We start from the raw sequence: 22,082 nt of genomic DNA, 5'->3' as shown, positions 1-22,082 counted from the left end.
GATCCTTCATGCTGCGCCTGCTTGCCGTCCTCACCCTTCTGGCCACCCCCGCCCTGTCGCAGGACGATCCGCTGATCGAATGGGGCTGGACCGAGAGCACCGGCGCGGCGGCGGGCTACATCGAGGACGCGGCTTGCGCGGAATGCCACGCGGACAAGGCCGAAAGCTATGCCGAGATGGGCATGGCCAAAAGCTTCCGCGCCGCCCATGACGCGCCGCAGATCGAGACCTTCGACGGATTGCCCTTCCATCACGAACCCTCGGACCGCTGGTACGACGTTCGGCGCGAGGACGGCGACTATATCTTCCGCCGCTGGCGCGTGGCGCCCGATGGCTCGGAGGTGGACGTCTGGGAGCGCAAGGCCGACTGGATCGTCGGGTCAGGCCACCATGTGCGGACCTTCCTGTACCAGACCGACGACGGCGCCCTCTTCGAGATTCCGCTGGCCTGGTACACGCAAGGCGCCTACTGGCAGATGAACCCTGGCTTCGAATTCGCCGATCATCAGGGCATCAACCGCGAGATCACCCGCCGCTGCATGGCGTGCCACAACGCCTTGCCGCAGGTGCCAGAGGACAGCGATGCGGCGGGGCGTCCGGAGGTCTTTCCGCACGAGCTGCCCGAAGGTCTGGGCTGCCAGCGCTGCCACGGTCCGGGTGCGGCGCATGTCCGCGCGGCGCTGTCCGGTGCGGAAGTCGAGACGGTGCGCAGCGAGATCGTGGAGCCGGGCAAACTGCCGAAGGAACGGCTCTACTCGATCTGCTACGGCTGTCACATGCAGCCCACCGTGGCGGTAAACCCGCCGCTCCGGGGCGGGCGCGGGATCTATTCCTTCCGGCCCGGACAGGACATAAACGACTACCTCACCCATATCGACATCACCGACGCCGGACGTGACCGGGGAGACCGGTTCGAGATCAACTTCCACCCCTACCGCCTTGAACAAAGTGCCTGTTTCCAGCAATCGCAGGGGGAACTCGGCTGCCTGACCTGCCACGACCCGCATGTGAAGATCAAACCGGCGGAACGCGCCGCGCATTACCGCGCGGCCTGCCTGACCTGCCACGAAACGGGCGAAAACGCCCTCCCGGTCATGGCTTCCGGCGTCCATCCGCAGATCGACGCGGACGCCGATTGCACCACCTGCCATATGCCCGAACGGCGCACGCAGGATGTCATCCACGTCACCATGACCGACCACCGCATCACCCGCGATCCCGGCGATCTTTCGGCGTTGACGGCGATGATCCCCAAGGTTCCGGCGGAGGTCTCGGCGGTGCGGCTCTTGCGCCCCGGCACACTGAGCGAAACGGAGACCGTGATCCAGAACCGGCTCGCCATCCTGTCGACCACCGGCGGGACGGCGGACTACGCGGTGGATGATCTCGAAAAGGCGCTGAAGGACACCGACTGGCCGCATGCGGACGCCTGGCTGGAGTTGGCCTCCGGTCAACTTGCGCTCGAACGCTTTCCGGACGCGCTGGCCACGGTCAAGCGGGTGCTGGCGCGCGATCCCGGGAATCCCGAAGCGCTGAACATGCGCGGCGTCGCCTACCAGCGGCTCGGCCTGCTAGAGCCGGCCCTGACCGCCATGGACGCGGCGCTGGCGGCATCGCCCGGCAACGTCAAGCTGATGTACAACAAGGCGGTGATGCTCGCCCGCGACGGGCAGTATGCGGACGCGAGGGCGCTGGCCCGGGAGATCACCCGCCTGCGCGAGAACCACTGGCCGGCCTGGCGTCTGCTGGCCCAGATCGAAAGCGCCGAAGGGGCCAGCGCCGAGGCCATCGAAGTCTACCTCGAAACCCTCGCCATCAACCCGACCGCCCCGGACACCCGTGAGCCCATGATCCGTCTCATGAATGAAAACGGGCGCGCGGGGGAGGCCGCGCGCCACGCCTTGCCCTGATCGGGCACGGGACCGCCGGGAGGAGACCGGCGCTCGGGGATGCCTGAGGCGTTTCTGGTTCAACCAGAAACGCTTTACTCCGCTGCCGTGGACATCGGGTTGTTCGGATGGGTCGTCCAGTTGGCATAGTCCTTCTCGACCACCTTGCCGGTGCGCTTGTCGATGGCGCCGGGCGGCAACGTTTCCATGGTGATGCAGTTCTCCACCGGGCAGACGTTCACGCAGAGGTTGCAGGCCACGCATTCGTCGTCCTGGACCTCGAAGACCCGCTCCGGCGACATGGTGATCGCCTGGTGCGACGTGTCCTCGCAGGCAATGTAGCAGCGGCCGCACTTGATGCAGGCGTCCTGGTCGATGCGCGCCTTGGTGATGTGGTTGAGGTTGAGATACTGCCAGTCTGTGACGTTCGGCACCGCCATGCCAACGAAATCGGAGGTCTTCTTATGACCCTTCTCGTCCATCCACTGCGAAAGGCCGGAGATCATCTCCTGCACCACCTTGAAACCATAGGTCATCACGGCGGTACAGACCTGCACGTTACCGCAGCCCAGCGCCATGAATTCCGCCGCGTCACGCCAAGTGGTCACGCCGCCGATGCCGGAGATCGGCAAGCCGTGGGTCTCGGGGTTGCGGGCAATTTCGGAGACCATGCTGAGCGCGATGGGCTTCACCGCAGGGCCGCAGTAGCCGCCATGACTGCCCTTGCCGTCAATCGTCGGCTGCGGGCACATCTGGTCGAGATCCACATGGGTGATCGAGTTGATGGTGTTGATGAGCGAGACCGCATCCGCCCCGCCCCGCTTCGCCGCCGCCGCCGGTTTGCGGATGTCGGTGATGTTCGGGGTGAGCTTCACGATGACCGGACGGTCATAATATTGCTTGCACCAGCGCGTGACCATCTCGATGTACTCGGGCACCTGCCCCACGGCGCTGCCCATGCCGCGCTCGGACATGCCGTGCGGACAGCCGAAGTTCAGCTCGATGCCGTCGGCGTTCGTCTCCGCCACGCGCGGCAGGATGGCTTTCCAGGCCTCCTCCTCGCACGGCACCATGATGGAGGCGATCAGCGCCCGGTCCGGGTAATCCGCCTTCACCCGCGCCATCTCTTCGAGGTTCACCTCGAGCGGCCGGTCTGTGATCAATTCGATGTTGTTCAGCCCCAGCAGCCGCCGGTCCGCGCCCCAGATCGCGCCGTAGCGTGGCCCGTTGACGTTGACCACCGGAGGCCCTTCCATGCCCAGCGTCTTCCAGACCACCCCGCCCCAACCCGCGTCGAAGGCGCGGCGGACGTTGTACTCCTTGTCGGTGGGCGGCGCGGAGGCCAGCCAGAACGGGTTCGGGCTCTTGATGCCCAGGAAATCGGATGTGAGATCAGCCATTGTCGATACCTCTCGTAGGGCGGGGTTTTACCCCGCAGCCCCCATAAGGGTGGCGTGAATGTCCATTGCCGCGTCGCGCCCTTCGGCCACGGCGGTCACCGTCAGATCGTCGCCCCCGGTGGCACAATCGCCGCCGGCCCAGACACCCTTGACCGACGTGAGCCCGGTTTCGGACACGAGGATCTTGCCGCCGAGCACGTCGAGGTCCTCGGGCACGCCCGCAAGGCTCTGGCCAATCGCCTCGAACAGCTGGTCCGCCGCCAGCGTAAAGCCCTCGTCGAGCGTCACCAGCTTGCGGTCCACCGTCTCCGTATAGGCAAAGCGCACGGCAGTCAGGCTGCCGTTGCCCTCCACCCCGACGGGCGCGGCGTTGTGGATGATCCGCACGCCCTTCTGTGCCGCGAGATCCTGTTCGAACTCCGAGGCCGCCATGGCGTCCTTGCCGCGGCGGTACACGATCGTCACCTCCTCCGCGCCAAGCAGCTTGGCCTGTACCCCGGCGTCGATCGCCGTCATGCCGCCGCCGACCACCACCACGCGCCGCCCGATGGGCAGTTTGGCCAGGTCGTCCGCCTGCCGCAAATCCGCGATGAACTCCACCGCCGGGCGGATGCCGTCCTTGTCAGCGCCGTCCAGACGCAGGGCATTCACCCCGGCCAGACCCATGCCAAGGAACACCGCGTCGAAATCCTCGCGCAGCCCCTGCAGCGTGATCTCCTGCCCGAGCCTCTGGCCATGGCGCACCTCGATGCCGCCGATCCTGAGCAGCCAGTCGACCTCGCGCTGCGCGAAATCCTCGGTGCTCTTGTACGCCGCAATTCCGAACTCGTTGAGGCCGCCGGACTTTGCCCGCGCCTCGAAGATCACCACGTCATGGCCCAGCATCGCCAGCCGATGCGCACAGGCCAGACCCGCCGGCCCGGCGCCCACGACAGCCACGGTCTTGCCGGTCGATGCGGCCCGGACAAACGGATGCGCGTTCTTCTGCATCAGCGTATCGGTCGCATAGCGCTGCAACCGGCCGATCTCCACCGGCTTGCCCTCGGCGACCTCGCGCACGCAGACCTCCTCGCAGAGCGTCTCCGTCGGGCAGACCCGGGCACACATGCCGCCAAGAATGTTCTGCTCCAGGATCGTCCGCGCCGCCGCCTCCGGCGTGCCGGTGGCGATCTGGCGGATGAACAGCGGGATGTCGATGCTGGTCGGACAGGCCGTCATGCAGGGCGCGTCATGGCAGAAGTAGCAGCGATCCGCCGCCACTCGTGCCTCGTGCCCGTCATAAGGCGCATGCAGATCGGTGAAATTCGCATTCAGCGCCGCGCTGGACAGGCGCCCGGCGGTGACGCCGTTGGTCAGCTTGGAGGTCATCCGTGCTCTCCGGTCGTTAACTCTCCATCGAACGCTGGCACGATTCAATTTTTTTATCAAATGGTAAAATTTTCAGGAGCCGCCGAAAACGCGGCGCCCCGGCCCGGTCGCATGAAAAATGTGCAGCACGCTCCGGCCCGCCCCGGGGTTTCCTTTCCGAACGAATTCATCGAAAGTTGCCGCGAATACCGGACTGAGGCAGGGAGGAGACGCCATGACCCACATTCTCGCCATCGACCAGGGCACCACGTCGAGCCGCGCGATCCTCTTCGACACGGCTCTGAAGATCGTCGCCACCGCGCAGGAAGAGTTCGAACAGCATTACCCCGCGTCTGGCTGGGTCGAGCACGATTGCTCGGACCTCTGGACGACCACCGCAGCCACCTGCCGCGCGGTGATGGAAAAGGCCGGGGTGAAGGCCGCCGACATCGCCGGGATCGGCATCACCAACCAGCGCGAGACCACGCTGATCTGGGACCGCGCCACCGGTGAGCCGATCCACAACGCCATTGTCTGGCAGGACCGCCGCACCTCCGATTTCTGCCGGGCGCTGAAGGCCGACGGGCATGAGCAGACCGTGACCGACCGCACCGGGCTGCTGCTCGACCCGTATTTCTCCGGCACCAAGGTCGCCTGGCTGCTCGACAACGTCGAAGGCGCCCGGGCGCGGGCCGAGGCGGGCGAACTCGCCTTCGGCACGGTGGACACCTGGCTGATCTGGAAGCTGACCGGCGGCGCACAGCACGTCACCGACGCGACCAACGCCGCCCGCACCATGCTCTACGACATCCGCAAGGGCCGCTGGTCGCAAACCATGTGCGACCTGCTGAACGTGCCCATGAGCCTGCTGCCGGAGGTCAAGGACTGCGCCGCCGAGTTCGGCATGGCGCGGGCGGACCTGTTCGGCGCGGAAATCCCGATTCTCGGCGTGGCCGGGGACCAGCAGGCGGCCACCATCGGGCAGGCCTGTTTCGAGCCGGGTATGCTCAAATCCACCTATGGCACCGGCTGCTTTGCCCTTCTGAATACCGGCGCAGAGCCTGTGACCTCGAAGAACCGCCTTCTGACCACCATCGCCTACCAGCTGGACGGCAAGCCGACCTATGCGCTCGAAGGCTCCATCTTCATCGCCGGGGCCGTGGTGCAATGGCTGCGCGACGGGCTGAAGATCATCCGATCCGCCTCCGAGACCCAGCCTCTGGCGGAGAAGGCCGACGACGCGCAGGACGTGATTTGCGTGCCCGCCTTCACCGGCCTTGGTGCACCCTACTGGAACGCCGAGTGCCGGGGGGCGATGTTCGGCCTCACGCGCGGCTCCGGCCCGGAGGAATTCGCCCGCGCCGCGCTGCAATCGGTCGGCTATCAGACGCGCGACCTGCTCGAGGCCATGACCGCCGACTGGCCGGAGGCGCGGGAGACCGCGCTGCGGGTCGACGGTGGCATGAGCGCGTCCGATTTCGCCATGCAGTTCCTCTCCGACATCATCGGCGCAAGGGTCGAGCGCCCGCCCGTGCTGGAGACCACCGCCATGGGCGCGGCCTGGCTCGCCGGACAACAGGCAGGCATCCTGCCCCCGATGGCCGATTTCGCGAAGGACTGGAGTGCGGAAAAGGGCTTCACCCCGGCGATGGACGAGGAGACCCGGGCGCGGAAGTACGGCGCGTGGAAACGGGCCGTGCAGGCCACCATCGACTTTGCCGGGTAAGGGCGTGACGGGCTGGGGCTCTACGGCTCCGCCCGGACCGGCCACCGATTTCCAAGATCGTCGAGTCCGGCGCGGATCAGCTGCGCCAGAACATCCATGTCGATCTGCGTAAGCCGCCCGAGGTAGAGGCAGGATTTGCCCAGCTTGTGCGGACCGAGGCGCGACAGGAGCCCGGAGAAGTCCGCATAGCCGGGCAGGATGTAGACCACCATCTTCGCCTTGCGCGGAGCGAACCCCGTTGCGAGGAAATCCCCCGCGCGCCCGCTGTCGTAGACGTAGTGGTAAGCCCCGTACCCGACGATGCTCTCGCCCCACAGATGCGGCTTGAAACCCGTCACTTTGCGAAACACGCCGTCGAGCAGCAGGGCATCCGCCCGCCGTCCCGCCGGTTCGACCGCGTCGAGAAACCCGGCGACATCCGCCCCGGTTGCCCGCGTCTTGTTCTCGGCGATGGCGCGTCCACCCCTGCCTGCCAAGCATAGCGCGGACAGCGGCTCCGAAGAAGTCCCGCACGGAATGCCCCCCTTGCCGTCGGCGGAAAACACCGTCATGTCTCGGGCATGACCACGCCCGCCCCCTCCCGTCTCGACGCCCAGATGGCCTTTCTCATGGAATGCGACCGGCTCAAATCCGTTGTCCGGGCGACAAAGCTGGCGGATGGCTCACGTCATGAGAACACCGCGGAGCACAGTTGGCAGGCGGCGCTCTTTGCCCTGACACTCGCCGAGCACGCGCCGGAGCGCATCGACACCGCCAAGGTTGTCGCGATGCTGCTTCTGCACGACATCGTCGAGATCGACGCGGGGGACGCGCCGGTTTATGGCAGCCACGATTCCGGGGCGATCGAGGCGCAGGAAAAGGCCGCGGCGGACCGGCTCTTTGGCCTGCTGCCGCCGGATCAGGCCGCCCGCTTCCGCGCGCTCTGGGACGAGTTCGAGGCCAACGAGAGCCCCGAGGCCCGCTTCGCCAAGTCGCTCGACCGCTTCGTGCCGCCGAACCTCAACATGGCGAACGGCGGTGGCTCCTGGGTGGACTACAAGGTGGATTTCAGCACCTTCGAATCCCGCGTCGGATCGAAGATCAAGCGCGGTGCGCCGGCGCTCTGGGCCTGGATCAAGCCACGCGCGGCGGCGGCGTTCCGGTCTCTGGGGCTGTAGAAAGGGCACCTGCCCCAGCCAGTCTGGCGTGAAAAACAACGCCCCTTCAAAAGCTTGCGGCTGTTAACCGTTTCCTCACGAACCGATGCAACGCACTGTTTCCGACTCTCCTGCTGACGTAGGGAGATTTGGGCGCAATTATGGCGGCAATGAGACATTTCCGTAAATTCCGCTGCGAGGTTACCATGTACAAGACACTCTCACTGACCGTTGTTGCCCTGATGGCAGGGGTTCTCACCGCCAACGCCGAAACCGTTGGATCCGACGGCACCAGCCCCGCAAGGAGGGTGATCACCTCCGACGCATCCGACAAGTCCGACAGGGAGCCCGCGACCCAAACGGTGTATAACGATGTCGGCTGGGACGACCGCCAGCGGCACAGCGACAACAAGGCGAACCAGGCAGCAGCCACGTCCGACTGAACCGACGACGGCCCTCCGCATGCTCCGCGGCGCGACGTCTGTGCCCCTCCCGATATGTCGGCGGTCTCGCGGCATTGGCGTTGCGCACATGGAGCAAAGGCGGATCCACCTGCGCGGGGCACGTCCCGCGTGGGATCACGTCGAAACGACTCATAACGTTGTCGTAGCGTAAACCGAAAAAAAAGCGTAAGCTGCAGACATTGTTTCTCGCGAGGTTTGCCATGAAAATGTTACTCTCCGTTGCGGCGCCTGCCCTTCTGGCTTCGACCGTCACAGCCAGCGCAGCGTCCTTCGTGCTGGACTTCACCGATCCGACAAACAGCCAGGTCACCAACAGTTTTGGTGACAATGGCTATGCGGACCTCAGCTATCGCGCCCTTGCGCCGGGACCATTCGGCAATGTGGCCTCGAACGGCGATCTCTATGGCTGGACACTGGGATACGGCGATCTGAATGGCGCGATCTGGGCGTTCAATGACGGCTCTCTTGGAGAGATCCGGATCGAGGCGCAGAACCCGCTCGAAACCGTCACCATCGACAGCTTCGAGATGGGCGGCTGGAACTTCGACGAGAACGCCAGCTGGGCGTTCTTCGATCTCGCTTGGAACCTGCTCGGCAGTGGCAGCGGTATTGCGCCGAACTCAGGAAGCCACCTGTCCGTCACGGCCGGCGTGTCGTCCGTGGGCGGGATCATTTTCCAATGGGGTGATGATGCCTGGGACGTCGGCGTCCAGAACTTCGCCTACTCCGTGAGCGGCTCGCCCGTGTCCTCGGTCCCGCTTCCTGCCTCCGGCCTGTTCTTGTTCGGCGGTCTGGGTGCACTGGCGCTGCGACGGCGCAAGGCGGCCTGAGCGACGCCACAGCTTGCCAGGGCCGCCTCACCGGGCGGCCTTTTCCGTTTCATCCGATTCAGAAGTGGATCGCCCGGCCAAAGGCGTCGAGAACGCTTTCGTGCATCATCTCCGACAGGGTCGGATGCGGGAAGACCGTGTTCATCAGGTCCTCCTCCGTGGTCTCCAACTGTCGCCCGACGACATAGCCCTGGATCAGTTCCGTCACCTCCGCGCCGACCATATGCGCCCCCAGAAGCGCCCCGGTCTTCGCGTCGAAGATCGTCTTGATCAGCCCCTCCGGCTCGCCCAGAGCGATGGCTTTTCCATTGCCGACAAAGGGAAAGCGGCCGACCTTGATGTCATGCCCGAGCGCCTTGGCCTTCGCTTCGGTCAATCCGACGCTGGCCACCTGCGGGTGACAATAGGTGCAGCCCGCGATGCTCCCCGGATCGACCGGATGCGGGTGGCCCCCGGCGACCAGTTCCGCCACCATGACACCTTCGTGGCTGGCCTTGTGGGCGAGCCAGGGCGCCCCCGCGACGTCGCCGATGGCATAAAGCCCGTCAATCCCGGTGCGGCACATGGGATCGGTCACCACATGGGTCCGCTCGACCCGCACGCCCAGTTCGTCAAGTCCAAGACCTTCGACATTTCCGACAATTCCGACGGCCGAAATGACCGTATCATACGTCTCGGTTGATGTTTTGCCACCTTTCTCCAGATGAGCGACCACCTGCCCCTTGCCCCGCTCCAACGACGTGACGGAACAGCCCTCACGGATGTCCATGCCCTGTTTCTGGAATTGCTTCTTCGCAAAGGCGCTGATCTCCGCGTCCTCCACCGGCAGGATGCGCTCCATCACCTCGACCACCGTAACCTCGGCCCCCAGCGTGCTGTAAAAGCTCGCGAATTCGATACCGATGGCCCCCGACCCGATGACCAGAAGCCGCTTCGGCATGCGGGGCGGTTGCAGCGCGTGCTTGTAGGTCCAGACCAGATCGCCGTCCGCCTCCAGCCCCGGCAACTCCCGCGCCCGTGCTCCCGTGGCGAGGATGATGGCGGGCGCTTCGAGCACCTGCTCACCTTTGTCGGTCTTCACCGAAACACGTCCCTTGCCGGGCAGCGTGGCCTCGCCCATCACCACCGTGACCTTGTTCTTCTTAAGCAGATGGCCGACTCCGGAGTTGAGCTGCTTCGCCACGCCGCGCGAGCGTTTCACCACGGCGTCGAGGTCGAAGCCGATACTGTCCGCTTTCAGCCCGTATTCCCCGGCCCGCTTCATGTAATGGAAAATTTCCGACGAGCGCAGCAGCGCCTTCGTCGGGATGCATCCCCAGTTGAGGCAGATGCCGCCAAGGTGCTCGCGCTCCACAACGCAGACCTTCAGACCCAGCTGCGCCCCCCGGATCGCGGCCACGTAGCCGCCCGGCCCGGCGCCGATCACGATCATGTCAAAGCTCGATGCGCTCATCCGGCCCTCCCCGCCTTCATGTCCCCATGAACGCTAGCGCAGGACCCCAAGCACCGCAAACCACAAAAGAAAACGCCCCGGTGCGGACCGGGGCGCCAGATTGCCGGTTCGGAGTGGATCAGGCTGCCACCTTCTCAAGCTCCCGCAGAATCGCCCCGTAGCCACCCTCATCGAGGAATCGCTGCTCCGCGGCGGTGTTCGTCCGCCCCAGCGCGACGTTGCGATATGGGAAACGCCCGAAACGGCGGATCACCTCGCGATGCACGCGGGCGTGGAGCAGGTTGCCCGGACTTTGCGGCATCCGCTCCATCATCAGGCGCACGCAGCGGTCCTGATCGCAGGCGTTCTCCGAATGCATCAGCGGCAGGTAGAAGAATTGCCGGGCCGGTTCGTCGATCTTGAGGTCCCAGCCCCGATGGATAGCCTGCTTCGCCGCCGCCAGCGCCACCGCGTCGGACGCAAAGGATTTGCGATCGCCGCGGAACATGTTGCGCGGGAACTGGTCGAGCAGGATGATGTAGGCAAGCGTGCCGCTCGGATAGGTCAGCCAGAGGCCGAAACGCCCCTCCATCGCGGCGGTCCAATCGTCCAGAAAGCGGTCGCGAATGTCATTGTCCAACGCCTCCTCCTGCTTGTACCAGCCATCCGGGCCGACCTCGTCGAGCCAGAATGCCAGGATTTCCTCGGGCGTCGCCATGACCTCTCCTCCGCCGCTTGCGCTCACACCTGTTACAAAAGTGTTAACCCCTGCATCCCTGCAGGAACAATCACGAATTCTGTCACAGGTGACACGATTGGAAAGTCAGGTTTTCCTTATGGATCCGGCTTGCCGGAGGTGCCGGCGTCTTCCGCCGCTTCGATGGCGTATTCCTGCGCCGCTTCCATGAAGACCGGCGTGGCGCTCGGACTGATGGGCGCGTAGCTTGAGGTTTCCGCCACCGGCACCGCCGGGCGGCGTGTCATGCGGTAGAGCGCATAGAGCGTCACCAGACCCATGAGCCCCGCGATCAGGCCGAAGAAGCCCTGCGGGCCGACGACCTCCATCACGTAACCGATGATCAGCGGGCCAGCCACCGCGCCAAGCCCGTTGATGAACAGCAGCCCCGCCGAGGCGCTGGCCATGTCTTCCGGCTGGAGGAAGTCGGTGGTGTAGGCAATCAGCAGCGAATACAAGGGGTTGGAGCACCCGCCGATGACGGCCGCCGCCGCCACGATGGCCCAGAACACGCCCCCCGAAAGCAGCGCGACCAGTGACGCGAGGCCGCCCACCAGTGCCACGAGCATGATGAGTTTGCGCCGGTCCATGCGGTCAGACAGCCAGCCGAGCGGATACTGCATGACCAGTGCGCCAACATAGAAGGCCGCGACGAAGATGGAGATCTGTCCGAGGGTCAGCCCGGCTTGCGTGCCGTAGACTGCCGCCATGCCGAACTGCGCCGCAAAGACGCCGCCCATGAGAAACATGCCGACCATGCCGAGCGGCGAGACACGGTAAAGTTCCTTCAGGGTCATCGGTTTGGTCGAGTCGAAGGCCGGTGTCGGCGAGATCGACAGCAGGATGGGCGCGAAGGAGATCGAAACCAGCACCGAGGGGATCACGAAGAGCAGGAAGCCGCTCACATCCGGAATGATCAGCAGCGCCTGCGAGGCGATGATGCCGATCATCTGCACGATCATGTAGGCCGAGAGCGTCTGGCCGCGTGTCTCGTTCGTGGTGGCATTGTTGAGCCAGCTTTCCGCCGTCACGTAGACACCGCAGAAGCAGAAGCCGAGCACCACGCGCCCTGCGGTCCAGACGAACGGGTCCTGGATCGCCGGAAACAGGATCAGCGCGGCGGAGATGAAAGAGCCGAGCGCGGCGAAGACCCGCACATGTCCGACGCGCCGGATCATCCCCGGCACCACGCGGGAGGCGACGAGGAAGCCGGCGAAATAGGCGGACATGACCACGGACATGGTGCCCGCGCTGAATCCCGCCGCCGAGCCGCGCACACCGAGGAGCGAGCCTTGCAGGCCGTTGCCGACCATCAGCAGCAGCATGCCCAGCAGCAACGCCCAGGATTGTCTGAGTACCCCGATCATTCGCACCCTCGCCGGTCTTGTCTGTCAGGCCTACCGCGCCCCGCTGCGCGAACCTTTGTCATCAGCGACTGTTTCGGACATCCTGTGTCGCGCGCGGGACAGTCGATTTACCGTGGCCTACCAAATGCACGGCGCCAGCATAAGGGAAAATCCGATAATTTTCCGTGATGGCCCGATGGGCCATGGCGACCGGCCGAGTCAGGGCAGCAGCAGGGACGCGTCGCCGTAGGAAAAGAAACGGTATTCCTCCCGCACGGCGTGGTCATAGATCTGCCGGATGCGCTCTTGTCCCATCAGGGCGGAAACCAGCATCATCAGCGTGCTCTTCGGCAGGTGGAAGTTGGTCATCAGCGCATCGGCGACGTGAAACTCGAAGCCGGGATAGATGAAGATGTCGGTCACGTCCCGATAGGGCCGGATGGTCCCGCTCCGCGCCGCCGTCTCGATCAGGCGCAAAGCCGTCGTGCCCACCGGGATCACCCGTCTGCCATTGGTCCTGGTCTGCGCAATCGCCTGCGCCGCCGCCTCCGACACCTCGCCCCATTCGCCGTGCATCCTGTGTTGCGTGACGTCCTCCACCTTCACCGGCAGGAAGGTGCCCGCGCCGACGTGCAGCGTCACATGGGTGAACCGCACGCCCTTGGCGCGGAGCGCTTCCAACAGCGGTTCGTCGAAGTGCAGCGACGCCGTCGGCGCCGCCACCGCGCCGGACTTCTCGGCCCAGACGGTCTGGTAATCCTCGCGGTCCTGCGCATCGGCGGGGCGCTTGGCGGCGATGTAGGGCGGTAGCGGCATGGCCCCGGCGGCGTTCAACGCGGCGTCGAAATCATCGCCTGTGAGGTTGAAACGCAGCAAGCCCTGCCCTTCATCCCTTGCCTCAACAATGGCGGACAAATCCTTGGAAAAAAATATTTTCTCGCCGTCCTTCACCTTCTTCAATGGCTTCACCAGCGCCGACCAGCAGCCATCCGCACGCGGCTCCAGAAGGGTCACTTCGATTTTCGCCTCGGTCTCGCCCTCGGCGCCCATCCGCCGCCGCACACCGGACAGCCGCGCCGGGATGACCTTCGTGTCGTTCAGCACCAGCAGGTCGCCCTCCCGCAGCCAGTCGACAAGGTTGAAAACCCGCGCGTCGGTGATTGTCTCCGGCGTCGCCACCAAGAGCCGCGCCGAGGACCGTGGCTTGGCAGGCCGTGTGGCTATCAGGTGATCGGGGAGGTCGAAGTCGAAGTCGGACAGCTGCATGGGGCCTCGCGGGGGTCTGTTGACCGATCCTCTACCCCAGCCCGCGCTATTGCGCCACCTTCGGCGGCGGGCGGCGGAAGATGTCGCGGAACATGCCCGGAGTGAAGACGGAGAGCGGGTTGACGCTGACACGCGGGCCGCTCACCGGACCCTTGAGGTTGAAGTTGAAGCCGATCAGCCCTTCGCCCTTGCGCGAGATCAGCCGTCCGATGCCATTCAGGATGTAGATCGGCGAGAGCACGCCCTGCATGTCCATGGTCCCGCTCTTCATGTCGTAATAGCCATCCATGGAAATGCCCATGGACGGACCGACAGCGCTCGATTCCGTCAGGATCACGGTGGAGGGCGTCAGGCGGAAACGCGCGTCCACTTCGGAGAAGAAGATGCCAGGCCCATTCGCCTGGTCCAACAGGCCGACGATGGAGATGGCGTCGAGCAACGCGCCGATGGCGGGCGCATTGCGCAGGCGCGGGCCCTTGCTTGTCATGCGCCCGTCATAGGTGCCCACCTGCCCCGCGACAGGCTTCATGTCGAGCGAGAAGGTGCCGTTTTCCACCGTCTTGAGGATGCCCGCCGCCTTGAGAATGTCGCCCGCGTCCTCCCCGGTGATCCGGAAGGCGCTGCGCCCGCCCTGCGGGATCACCTCGCCCTGCACCGGGGGATTGCCGCCCAGTCGCCCGTCGAACCGGCCATTGAGACCGCCGCTTGTGTCGAAATTGCCCCGGAAGTTGGACAGCCAGATGCTGTCGGTCACCTGCAGCCGGTCGAGCGAGAGCGCCAGCGGACCGCCCGCCCCCGCGCCGCCGGACCCGGTCCCGCCATCGCCGAACGGCGCGGTGCGCATGTCGGCCCGGCCGCCGCTGACCTCGATCGCGGGCACGCGTCCCGGCCCGCGCCCGCGCAGCACCGCCGCCACGTCGAGCCAGTTCGCCACCTTGAGCCGCGTCAGGCGCAGCGCGGAGAAGGTCCCATTGTCGCTGAGGTCCAGCGTGCCGTCGCCTTCGAGCCCCGCCCCGCTGAGTGAAAGCCCGTCGATCTTCACCGGCTTGCCCAGGCTCCCGGCGATCTGGAACCGGCCGGTCTGGCCCTGGGACAACCCCCAGCCCAGTTGCGGGATACGCAGCGCCAGCCCGGCCAGATCGGAGGTCACGGTGAAGGACGGCGCCGCGCCCTTTGCCAGTGTCAGGTCGAGCTTGCCCGTGCCCTGACCGCCGACCATGCCCTCGGGCAGCGTGATCCCGGCGGCGCGGAGAGTCCTGTCCGTCACCGTCACATCCGCCGTTACCCGTCCGGCTCCGCCGTCGAGCGGCTGCCGCCAGGTGCCGGTGGCGGGCACACCCGACAGCTCCACCGGCCCGCGCAGTACAACGGCCTCCTTGTCGAGCGCCATGTCCAGCCGCGCGCCGCTCAGCACCCGCCCGGGGACAAGGCTCTCGCTCTTGACGTCGCGCAGCACACCCTCCAGCCGCAGGGAAATGTCGTCCAGCGTCAGGCCCTTCTGGAACGGCACGGCAATTTCGCCGGTCACCTCGGCGCGGCCCGTGGCCACCGAAACATCGCGCCCGGCCTTGGTCAGCACCTGCCAGCGCTCGTTGTCGATGAAGGCCAGCCCGGCGGTGATACTCCCCGCCGCCTTCAGATCCACCACGCCGACAGCCGGGCGGGCGTTGACGTCCGGTATGATGAACTGCGAGCCGCCGAGGTCGATCGGGCCACCCTGCCCGGCATCGCTGTGCCCCTGATCGAGGTAAAGCGCGAGGCGTTTGCCATTGATGGTCATGCGCCCGACACCGCCGGTGATTTCCGGCAGGAACGGCGTGTAGCGCACGGAGCCATCCGAGAATTGCAGATCGAGATAGGGCACCGGCTTCCCGCCCGGCTCCATGCGCAGGGCAAAGCGGGCGTCGTGGATGCGGCCGCCAAGGATGTTGCGCGAGACCCAGTCGCGGGTGTTCGGGATGAGCGCCTCCGGCCAGAAACTCAGCACCTGCGCCTTGCTGGTCTGCGGCAGCCGCGCATCGAGCGCCACCTGCCAGCCGTCGGAATAGGCCCCAAGCCGCCCCGACGCCCGCAGCGGCAGGTCCGCGCCTTTGAGCCGCAACTCGCCCAGCGTGAGCGCGAAAGGCGCGAAATCCAGCCGGAACGCGGCCTCCGCCCCGTCGAGGGTCAAGGGTCGGTCCAGCAACGGCGTCTGCGCCAGAGCGATCTTCGGCAAGCTCACCTGCGCCGTCAGCCCGGTGGGCCAGCCATTCTCCCAGCCCTCCAGCACGGCCTTGCCCTCGACGCTGACGTCCAGTTCGTCAGACGTAACGGAGACCTCGTCGAAGCGCAGGGTCGCGCTGTCCGGGTCATAGGTGAAATAGGTCCGCGCCCCGTCGAAGGGAATCGGCGTGACGTTGCGGTTCGGTTGCAACGCGCCCGCACCGATTTGCAGGGTCGCGTTGAGCGGCAGCAGCCGCCCCTCGGCATTCAGCCCGGAGCGCACCGCCCCCGAGATCGGCGCGTCCAGCAGGTCCATCCAGGCCATCGCGGGCGACTGCGTGGCAATGTCCCGCGACCACAGGTCGGTCAGGCGCAGACCGAATTCCAGCGTCGGCGCGCCGATGGGGCTCTCGGCGCTGACCTGAATGGTGGAAACCCGGTTGCCGCCACCGAGCACTGCCACGTCGCCGGAGATCTGTAGCCTGCCCGCCTCCCGCGCCAGCCGGATCCGCCCGCCGTCGGCCGTCCATCCCCGCCGCGCCCGGATGTCCTCGTAGCGTACGGTGAGCGCGTCCGCCTCGAACTCGTCCAGCGCGGCGAGGCGCGGGTCGGCCATGACCGCGTCGATCCGGGTCAGGATCTGCGGGATGTCCGGGGCCTGCGTGCCGGCGGCGAAAACATCCCCGAGCGCAAGGCCGAAGGTGCCGTTCGCGTCCCGCTGCATGGTCAGGAAGGCGCCGGAGACGCGGGCGCTCTGCAGCTGCAGCTCGCCCTTGAGCAAGCCCAGAGGCGCGAAACCTGCCTCGATGTCCGACAGCGCGGCGATGGGCTCGCCGAGGGCGTTGCGCAGGTCGACGTCCCAGAGGATGACCCGCGGCTGCCCCTGCCGGGACAGCGCAACGCTCATGCGCCCGAAGTTGATGCGCGCGCCCGGCACCGCCTCGTCGATGCGCGCCTCGATCCGCGCACGCAGCCAGTCCGGCGCGGCAACCGGATTGGCCAGCGCCACGTAGGCCCCGAGCAGCAGCAGCGCCAGCACCGCGAGCGGCACGGCGACGAACCCCAGCCGCCTGCGCAGGCTGCGACGCTTTTTTCTTGCAGGTTGGACCTCACTCACTGGAACGGCCGCCTCGGGGGTTTATTCTTGTGCTCAATTTTGATCTTACCTTAACGCATGTGATGCAAGGAGACACCCGAAGATGACCGAAACCTGTCCCGACTTCGACCTGCCCTCGACCAGCGGCGATGTTTCGCTCGCCGCGCTGAAGGGAACCCCCTTCGTGCTGTTCTTCTACCCCCGGGACGATACCTCCGGGTGTACCCTGGAAAACGAGGCTTTCACCGGGCTGCAGGGCGATTTCGACGCCCTCGGCGTGAAGGTCTTCGGTGTGTCGAAGGACAGCATCGCGAGCCACGAGAAGTTCATGAAGAAGAAGGCGCTGACCGTGCCGCTGATCTCCGACGAGGGCGGGACGCTTTGCGAGGATTTCGGTGTCTGGGCGGAGAAGTCCATGTACGGCAAGAAATTCATGGGGATCGAGCGCTCGACCTTCCTGATCGGGGCCGATGGCGCGGTGCTCAAGGCGTGGCGCAAGGTCAAGGTGCCGGGCCACGCGGAAGAGGTGCTGGAGGCGGCGACGGCGCTGTGAGGGGTTTCGCCGCGCTGACGCGCGGCGACCGGCGCGTGCCTGCGGCACGCGCGAAGCGCGCTTTGCGCGCTGCGGGGGCTCTGCCCCCACGCCCCTGCGGGGCTCCCCCGCGGTATTTCAGGACCAAAGAAGACAAGGGTGGTGCGCCATGGCGATGACGCTTTGCGAGATGGCGGTGGATGTGCTGACCACGGCAGACGGGCGCGAGAAGACGGCGAAGTCGCGGGCGTATGCGGCGCGGTGGTTCGCGGCGCGGGAGGCCGGGACGCGGCTGGAGGTCGGCGCGGCGGAGCCGCCCTTGCGGCCGTCGCGCCCGGACAGGCCCGCGCTGCTCGATCCGCGCGACGTGCCGAAGCGCAAGCCCGGCAGCCCGCAGGGCCGCATCGCGCTTCTGCACGCCGTGGCGCATATCGAACTGAACGCGGTGGACCTGCATTGGGACATCATCCCGCGGTTTGCCCATGTGCCGATGCCCATGGGGTATTACGATGACTGGGTCCGGGCCGCCGACGAGGAGAGCAAGCATTTCAACCTGATGTGCGATTGCCTCGAAGAACTGGGCAGCTTCTACGGTGCCCTGCCCGCCCATGCAGGGATGTGGCGGGCGGCGGAGGATACGGTGGACGATCTTCAAGGCCGGCTCGCGGTGGTGCCCATGGTGCTGGAGGCACGGGGGCTGGACGTGACGCCCGGGATGATCGCGCTGTTCCGCAAGGCGGGCGCAGGCAGTGCCGTAGCCGCGCTCGAAACCATCTATTCCGAGGAGGTCAGCCATGTCGCCTACGGCTCCAAGTGGTTCCATTTCCTCTGCGGGCGGCACGAGCTCGACCCCGTTGTTGTCTTTCATGCACTGGTGCGGAAATATTTCCACGGCCCCTTGAAACCGCCGTTCAACGAGGAGAAGCGCGCCGAGGCCGGTCTGCCGCCGGACTTCTACTGGCCTCTTGCCGCCGAAACCTGACCTTAAGGACAGGTGCGAAGCCGTTGGATATCGGCGGATTTTTGCCATTTGGGCAACACACCGCCGCCGGAACCGAATCAATCCGGGCAAAATGCTTGCGGAACGGGCATTCGCTGGCTAAGCCCGATCCGGTGGATGTGCCGGGCCTCGGGGGAGGGTTGCGTGTCCATTTGTGGGATGGGACACACAAGGAACGCATCGGTGAGAACACGTCTGGCCATCAAGACCCACGCGCTTCTCGAGCGCTTCTTTCCGGAACGCCGACTTTTTCTCCGCTCCGATACCGACACCCGCTTCATCCGCCTGCGCCCCGAAACCCAGGCCTTCGCCTTTGCCGGCTCCGCCGTCGTCGTCTCCTGGACCATCGTGGCAACCGCGATCCTGCTGATGGACTCCATAGGCTCCGGCAACTTCCGCGAACAGGCCCGGCGCGAGCAGATCACCTACCAGCAGCGCCTCAACGCCCTCTCCGAGGAGCGCGACAAGCGCGCCGCCGAAGCGCTCGCCGCGCAGGAGCGCTTCAATGCCGCGCTGCGCCAGATCTCCGTGATGCAGAGCGAGCTGCTCGACAGCGAGACCCGGGGCCGCGAACTTGCGACCGGGATCGACGTGATCCAGACCACCCTGCGCGACACCATGAAGGAGCGGGAAACCGTCGCCAAGCGCCTTGCCGCGCTGGAGGAGGACCTGCAGAACGGCGGAACCGCCGTAGCCAGCGCCGCCGCCGAGGGCGACAGCACCATGGATTTCCTCTCGGAAGCCCTCGCGCAGACCGCCGCCGAACGTGACAAGGTGGTCGCGGATGCCCAGGCCGCCCTGATCCGCGCCGCCGAGATGCAGGCCGAGATCGAGCAGATGGAAGAGAAGAACGACCGCATCTTCCGCCAGCTCGAAGAGGCGATGACCGTGTCGGTCAAGCCGCTCGACAAGATGTTCGAGAAGGCCGGCATGGACCCGGACGCCATCCTGAGCCAGGTGCGCAAGGGCTACTCCGGCCAAGGCGGGCCGCTGACACCGCTGTCGTTCTCGACCCGGGGCGAAGAACCCTCCGCCGACACCACCCGGGCCAACCGCATCCTCGGCGAGATGGACCGGCTGAACCTCTACCGCATCGCGGCGCAGAAGGCGCCGTTCGCCACGCCGCTCAAGGATGCCTTCCGCTTCACCTCCGGTTTCGGCTACCGCTGGGGCCGCCTGCACGCGGGCACGGACTTCGCCGCGCCGCATGGCACACCGATCTATGCCACCGCCGACGGCGTCGTCACCCACGCAGACTGGTCCTCGGGCTATGGCCGCCTGGTCAAGATCCAGCACGAGTTCGGTATCGAGACCCGCTATGCCCACATGTCGAAAATTCGCGTGAAGGTTGGCCAAAGGGTCTCGCGCGGGCAGCGTGTTGGTGATATGGGGAACACTGGACGGTCGACCGGGACCCATCTTCACTACGAGGTCCGCGTCGGCGGCAAACCTGTCAATCCGATGATCTACATCAAGGCTGCGAACGATGTTTTCTAAAAGCAAAATCAACGAACCTGGCAACAAGGCCGACGAGTCGAGCGCGGCGAAGCCCGCAGCCCCCTCCGAGACTCCCCGGGCGCCGATGGGCGACTTCGCCAAGCCGGCCACCCCCAAGGCCAAACCGCCGGCCTCCGTGCTGTCGAGCGATCTGCACATCACCGGCAACATCCGCACCACCGGCGACATTCAGGTCGAGGGCACCGTGGAGGGCGACATCCGCGCACACCTGCTGACCATCGGCGAGAGCGCCACGATCAAGGGTGAGGTGATCGCCGATGACGTCGTGGTCAACGGCCGCATCGTGGGCCGCGTGCGTGGCCTGAAGGTCCGCCTGACCGCGACTGCGCGGGTCGAGGGTGACATCATCCACAAGACCATCGCGATCGAGAGCGGTGCGCATTTCGAAGGCTCCGTGCAGCGTCAGGACGATCCGCTCTCCGGCGGCAAGAAGCCCGCTCCGGCAGCGCCCGCCGCGCCGCAGGCCCCGCAGGGCTAACCGCGCATCCCGCGTGAAGGAATTCAGGCCGTCCCGGCATCCGGGGCGGCTTTTTTCTTGCCTTGGACCATGTCATGACGCTCGAAGACTTTCTTGAAGCAAATGCCCAGGCGCTGAACGCCCTGAAGGCGGAACTCACCAGCCGCGCCCGCCCTGCCCTCGGTTTCGACCTTATCGAAGGCGGCGAGACCGGCCTGATGACCAGCCGCGCCGGAGGCTCCGTCGCCTGGCCGGTGGGCCGGACGCTGCCGTTGGATCGCCATGGCAAAGCGATGCATTTCCTCCTGCAACTGAACCTTGCCGAGTTCCCGGCGCTGCCGGACTTCCCGGCGGACGGGCTGTTGCAGGTCTTCCTGTCGAACATGGTCAACGAACACGCCATCATCTTCAGGGACGGTCGCTTTCCGCGCGAGGACCGCTTTCCCATCGTGCAGGGTGACGGCTTCGCCCTTGTCTACCATCCGGAAGGAACGCCGCTGGTGGAAACCGCCTGGGAGAGACCGAAGGCGGACTACCCGATCACCGCCGAAGGCTATGAGACCACCGCCACCGCCCTCACTCTCTATAGCGAGGAGGCCATGATCCCGCCGGACACCAATTGGCACGCGCAAGACATCGCCACAAAGCTCCATTCCCTCGTACAAACCCACGGCGATGGTGGCATCGACATGTATGAGCTCACGATGCACGTCTTCGCCGACTCCGACCCCGCCGGGCTCCAGATCGGCGGCTACGCCTCGCCGCTGCAAATGGACCAGCGCAGCGTTTTCGAAGACGCTCGCGCCTATGATCGCTGCGTGCTGAACCTGACGGCATTCGAGGGCTTCGATGTCCCGGACATGAACTTCGCCATCCTGATCGGCAGCGGAGACCTCAGGGCCCGCCGCTTCGAGCGCAGCATCCTGATCGCGGACACCGACTGAGCGGGGCACCGCGCCCCCGGCTTCTTCTTGGTCAAAATACCCCAAAGCCGCCCGGTACGGGCGGCCTCCAACCTCGCAACAAACAAATCCCTTTCAGAACTTGCACTTGTCCCGCAGGAAGGCCAGCGCCACGCCAAGCCCGTCGGGCGAGATGCCATGCGCGGTGCCTTTCATGACGTGGGCATAGACTTCCTTCCAGCCCGCCTCCTGCAGCGCTTCCGCTGCCTGCGGCAGGGATTGCGGCGGAACGACGTCATCCTGATCGCCATGCACCAGCAGGATCGGAGGCCGCGAGACGACCTCGTCCGTCAGAAGTTCCGGCTCCAGCAGCCGCCCGGAGAAGCCCACCACCCCGGCAAGCTCATCCTCCCGGCGCGGCGCGACGTGCAGGCTCATCATGGTGCCCTGGCTGAACCCCACCAAAGCCACCTGCTCCGGCATCAGGTCCTCGTCCACCATCAGAGCGTCGAGGAAGGCGTTGAGGTCATCGACTGCCCGCGCCATGCCCGATCGCGCTTCTTCCTCGGAGGAGCCGTCGATCCAGGGGATCGGGAACCACTGGAAACCCATGGGCGATCCGGCGCAGCGCTCGGGCGCATCCGGCGCGACGAAGAGCGTGTCGGACAGATGCTCGCCCAGCGGATCGGCGAGACCGAGCAGGTCCGCGCCGTTTGCGCCGTAGCCATGCAGGAACACCACGCAAGAGCGCAGGTCTCCCGATACCGGCGCCTTGCGCCCCGTGTTCAACACTCGTGTCATGC

19 protein-coding genes are annotated in these 22,082 nt (G+C 66.0%); 10 read left to right on the top strand and 9 right to left on the bottom strand.

Features of this window, described 5'->3' with window-relative positions; all coding sequences use genetic code 11:
• The first annotated feature begins 8 nt into the window (after positions 1 to 8).
• The gene (locus tag ACP159_RS07315; protein WP_425099000.1) at positions 9 to 1,910 is read left to right on the top strand and encodes a tetratricopeptide repeat protein; all 1,902 of its coding nucleotides are present in this window, start codon (positions 9 to 11) and stop codon (positions 1,908 to 1,910) included.
• 74 nt (positions 1,911 to 1,984) lie between these two features.
• Here the strand turns inward: ACP159_RS07315 and preA are convergent, their stop codons facing one another.
• Positions 1,985 to 3,289, bottom strand: coding sequence for an NAD-dependent dihydropyrimidine dehydrogenase subunit PreA (gene preA / locus ACP159_RS07310; RefSeq protein WP_425098999.1), 1,305 nt, complete (start codon positions 3,287 to 3,289; stop codon positions 1,985 to 1,987).
• 27 nt (positions 3,290 to 3,316) lie between these two features.
• Positions 3,317 to 4,657: an NAD(P)-dependent oxidoreductase gene (locus ACP159_RS07305; RefSeq protein WP_425098998.1), complete on the bottom strand. Its 1,341-nt coding sequence runs from the start codon at positions 4,655 to 4,657 to the stop codon at positions 3,317 to 3,319.
• A 214-nt stretch (positions 4,658 to 4,871) separates the two neighbouring features.
• Here ACP159_RS07305 and glpK point away from each other — a divergent pair, with 214 nt between their 5' ends.
• The gene (gene glpK, locus ACP159_RS07300; RefSeq protein WP_425098997.1) at positions 4,872 to 6,362 is read left to right on the top strand and encodes a glycerol kinase GlpK; all 1,491 of its coding nucleotides are present in this window, start codon (positions 4,872 to 4,874) and stop codon (positions 6,360 to 6,362) included.
• 20 nt (positions 6,363 to 6,382) lie between these two features.
• On the opposite strand, the gene ACP159_RS07295 is transcribed toward glpK, so the two are convergent.
• Positions 6,383 to 6,838: a DUF1801 domain-containing protein gene (locus ACP159_RS07295; protein ID WP_425098996.1), complete on the bottom strand. Its 456-nt coding sequence runs from the start codon at positions 6,836 to 6,838 to the stop codon at positions 6,383 to 6,385.
• An 84-nt stretch (positions 6,839 to 6,922) separates the two neighbouring features.
• Between ACP159_RS07295 and ACP159_RS07290 the strand changes: the two genes are divergently transcribed.
• From ACP159_RS07290 to ACP159_RS07280, 3 genes are all read left to right on the top strand, one after another.
• Positions 6,923 to 7,519 (top strand): HD domain-containing protein, encoded by a 597-nt coding sequence (locus ACP159_RS07290; protein WP_425098995.1) that lies wholly within the window; start codon positions 6,923 to 6,925, stop codon positions 7,517 to 7,519.
• 185 nt (positions 7,520 to 7,704) lie between these two features.
• On the top strand, positions 7,705 to 7,941 hold the full coding sequence (locus ACP159_RS07285; RefSeq protein ID WP_425098994.1) for a hypothetical protein: 237 nt from the start codon (positions 7,705 to 7,707) through the stop codon (positions 7,939 to 7,941).
• Positions 7,942 to 8,162: 221 nt separating this feature from the next.
• Complete coding sequence (locus ACP159_RS07280) at positions 8,163 to 8,792, top strand: VPLPA-CTERM sorting domain-containing protein (protein WP_425098993.1); 630 nt, start codon at positions 8,163 to 8,165, stop codon at positions 8,790 to 8,792.
• Positions 8,793 to 8,850: 58 nt separating this feature from the next.
• On the opposite strand, the gene lpdA is transcribed toward ACP159_RS07280, so the two are convergent.
• The 5 genes from lpdA to ACP159_RS07255 all read right to left on the bottom strand — a co-directional run bounded on the left by lpdA (position 8,851) and on the right by ACP159_RS07255 (position 16,891).
• Positions 8,851 to 10,245, bottom strand: a complete 1,395-nt coding sequence (gene lpdA, locus ACP159_RS07275; RefSeq protein ID WP_425098992.1) for a dihydrolipoyl dehydrogenase — start codon at positions 10,243 to 10,245, stop codon at positions 8,851 to 8,853.
• A gap of 118 nt (positions 10,246 to 10,363) precedes the next feature.
• Positions 10,364 to 10,942 (bottom strand): DUF924 family protein, encoded by a 579-nt coding sequence (locus ACP159_RS07270; RefSeq protein WP_425098991.1) that lies wholly within the window; start codon positions 10,940 to 10,942, stop codon positions 10,364 to 10,366.
• 116 nt (positions 10,943 to 11,058) lie between these two features.
• On the bottom strand, positions 11,059 to 12,327 hold the full coding sequence (locus ACP159_RS07265; protein WP_425098990.1) for an MFS transporter: 1,269 nt from the start codon (positions 12,325 to 12,327) through the stop codon (positions 11,059 to 11,061).
• 198 nt (positions 12,328 to 12,525) lie between these two features.
• On the bottom strand, positions 12,526 to 13,572 hold the full coding sequence (gene queA, locus ACP159_RS07260) for a tRNA preQ1(34) S-adenosylmethionine ribosyltransferase-isomerase QueA (protein WP_425098989.1): 1,047 nt from the start codon (positions 13,570 to 13,572) through the stop codon (positions 12,526 to 12,528).
• Positions 13,573 to 13,618: 46 nt separating this feature from the next.
• Positions 13,619 to 16,891 (bottom strand): AsmA-like C-terminal region-containing protein, encoded by a 3,273-nt coding sequence (locus ACP159_RS07255; protein WP_425098988.1) that lies wholly within the window; start codon positions 16,889 to 16,891, stop codon positions 13,619 to 13,621.
• 82 nt (positions 16,892 to 16,973) lie between these two features.
• On the opposite strand from ACP159_RS07255, the gene ACP159_RS07250 reads away from it, so the two are divergent.
• The 5 genes from ACP159_RS07250 to ACP159_RS07230 all read left to right on the top strand — a co-directional run bounded on the left by ACP159_RS07250 (position 16,974) and on the right by ACP159_RS07230 (position 21,321).
• Entirely contained in the window at positions 16,974 to 17,423 is a 450-nt protein-coding gene (locus ACP159_RS07250; protein WP_425098987.1) for a peroxiredoxin, read from the top strand.
• A gap of 148 nt (positions 17,424 to 17,571) precedes the next feature.
• On the top strand, positions 17,572 to 18,384 hold the full coding sequence (locus ACP159_RS07245) for a ferritin-like domain-containing protein (protein WP_425098986.1): 813 nt from the start codon (positions 17,572 to 17,574) through the stop codon (positions 18,382 to 18,384).
• A gap of 201 nt (positions 18,385 to 18,585) precedes the next feature.
• Positions 18,586 to 19,899 (top strand): DUF5930 domain-containing protein, encoded by a 1,314-nt coding sequence (locus ACP159_RS07240; RefSeq protein WP_425098985.1) that lies wholly within the window; start codon positions 18,586 to 18,588, stop codon positions 19,897 to 19,899.
• Positions 19,889 to 20,398, top strand: a complete 510-nt coding sequence (locus tag ACP159_RS07235; RefSeq protein WP_425098984.1) for a bactofilin family protein — start codon at positions 19,889 to 19,891, stop codon at positions 20,396 to 20,398. The genes ACP159_RS07240 and ACP159_RS07235 overlap by 11 nt, the downstream gene beginning before the upstream one ends.
• A gap of 74 nt (positions 20,399 to 20,472) precedes the next feature.
• Positions 20,473 to 21,321, top strand: a complete 849-nt coding sequence (locus tag ACP159_RS07230) for a DUF1963 domain-containing protein (RefSeq protein ID WP_425098983.1) — start codon at positions 20,473 to 20,475, stop codon at positions 21,319 to 21,321.
• 93 nt (positions 21,322 to 21,414) lie between these two features.
• On the opposite strand, the gene ACP159_RS07225 is transcribed toward ACP159_RS07230, so the two are convergent.
• Positions 21,415 to 22,080 (bottom strand): alpha/beta hydrolase, encoded by a 666-nt coding sequence (locus tag ACP159_RS07225; RefSeq protein WP_425098982.1) that lies wholly within the window; start codon positions 22,078 to 22,080, stop codon positions 21,415 to 21,417.
• Positions 22,081 to 22,082 lie beyond the last annotated feature (2 nt).

The sequence above is a fragment of the Tropicibacter sp. S64 genome (genome assembly GCF_049803835.1).
GTDB lineage: Bacteria > Pseudomonadota > Alphaproteobacteria > Rhodobacterales > Rhodobacteraceae > Pacificoceanicola.
This window is presented reverse-complemented; position numbering and strand designations above follow the sequence as displayed.

What these genes read in the sequence shown, in the direction of transcription:
- ACP159_RS07315 (WP_425099000.1), top strand. Translation starts at nt 9, where the DNA reads ATGCTGCGCCTGCTTGCCGTCCTCACCCTTCTGGCCACCCCCGCCCTG.
- preA (WP_425098999.1), bottom strand. Translation starts at nt 3,289, where the DNA reads ATGGCTGATCTCACATCCGATTTCCTGGGCATCAAGAGCCCGAACCCG.
- ACP159_RS07305 (WP_425098998.1), bottom strand. Translation starts at nt 4,657, where the DNA reads ATGACCTCCAAGCTGACCAACGGCGTCACCGCCGGGCGCCTGTCCAGC.
- glpK (WP_425098997.1), top strand. Translation starts at nt 4,872, where the DNA reads ATGACCCACATTCTCGCCATCGACCAGGGCACCACGTCGAGCCGCGCG.
- ACP159_RS07290 (WP_425098995.1), top strand. Translation starts at nt 6,923, where the DNA reads ATGACCACGCCCGCCCCCTCCCGTCTCGACGCCCAGATGGCCTTTCTC.
- ACP159_RS07285 (WP_425098994.1), top strand. Translation starts at nt 7,705, where the DNA reads ATGTACAAGACACTCTCACTGACCGTTGTTGCCCTGATGGCAGGGGTT.
- ACP159_RS07280 (WP_425098993.1), top strand. Translation starts at nt 8,163, where the DNA reads ATGAAAATGTTACTCTCCGTTGCGGCGCCTGCCCTTCTGGCTTCGACC.
- lpdA (WP_425098992.1), bottom strand. Translation starts at nt 10,245, where the DNA reads ATGAGCGCATCGAGCTTTGACATGATCGTGATCGGCGCCGGGCCGGGC.
- ACP159_RS07270 (WP_425098991.1), bottom strand. Translation starts at nt 10,942, where the DNA reads ATGGCGACGCCCGAGGAAATCCTGGCATTCTGGCTCGACGAGGTCGGC.
- ACP159_RS07265 (WP_425098990.1), bottom strand. Translation starts at nt 12,327, where the DNA reads ATGATCGGGGTACTCAGACAATCCTGGGCGTTGCTGCTGGGCATGCTG.
- queA (WP_425098989.1), bottom strand. Translation starts at nt 13,572, where the DNA reads ATGCAGCTGTCCGACTTCGACTTCGACCTCCCCGATCACCTGATAGCC.
- ACP159_RS07250 (WP_425098987.1), top strand. Translation starts at nt 16,974, where the DNA reads ATGACCGAAACCTGTCCCGACTTCGACCTGCCCTCGACCAGCGGCGAT.
- ACP159_RS07245 (WP_425098986.1), top strand. Translation starts at nt 17,572, where the DNA reads ATGGCGATGACGCTTTGCGAGATGGCGGTGGATGTGCTGACCACGGCA.
- ACP159_RS07235 (WP_425098984.1), top strand. Translation starts at nt 19,889, where the DNA reads ATGTTTTCTAAAAGCAAAATCAACGAACCTGGCAACAAGGCCGACGAG.
- ACP159_RS07230 (WP_425098983.1), top strand. Translation starts at nt 20,473, where the DNA reads ATGACGCTCGAAGACTTTCTTGAAGCAAATGCCCAGGCGCTGAACGCC.
- ACP159_RS07225 (WP_425098982.1), bottom strand. Translation starts at nt 22,080, where the DNA reads ATGACACGAGTGTTGAACACGGGGCGCAAGGCGCCGGTATCGGGAGAC.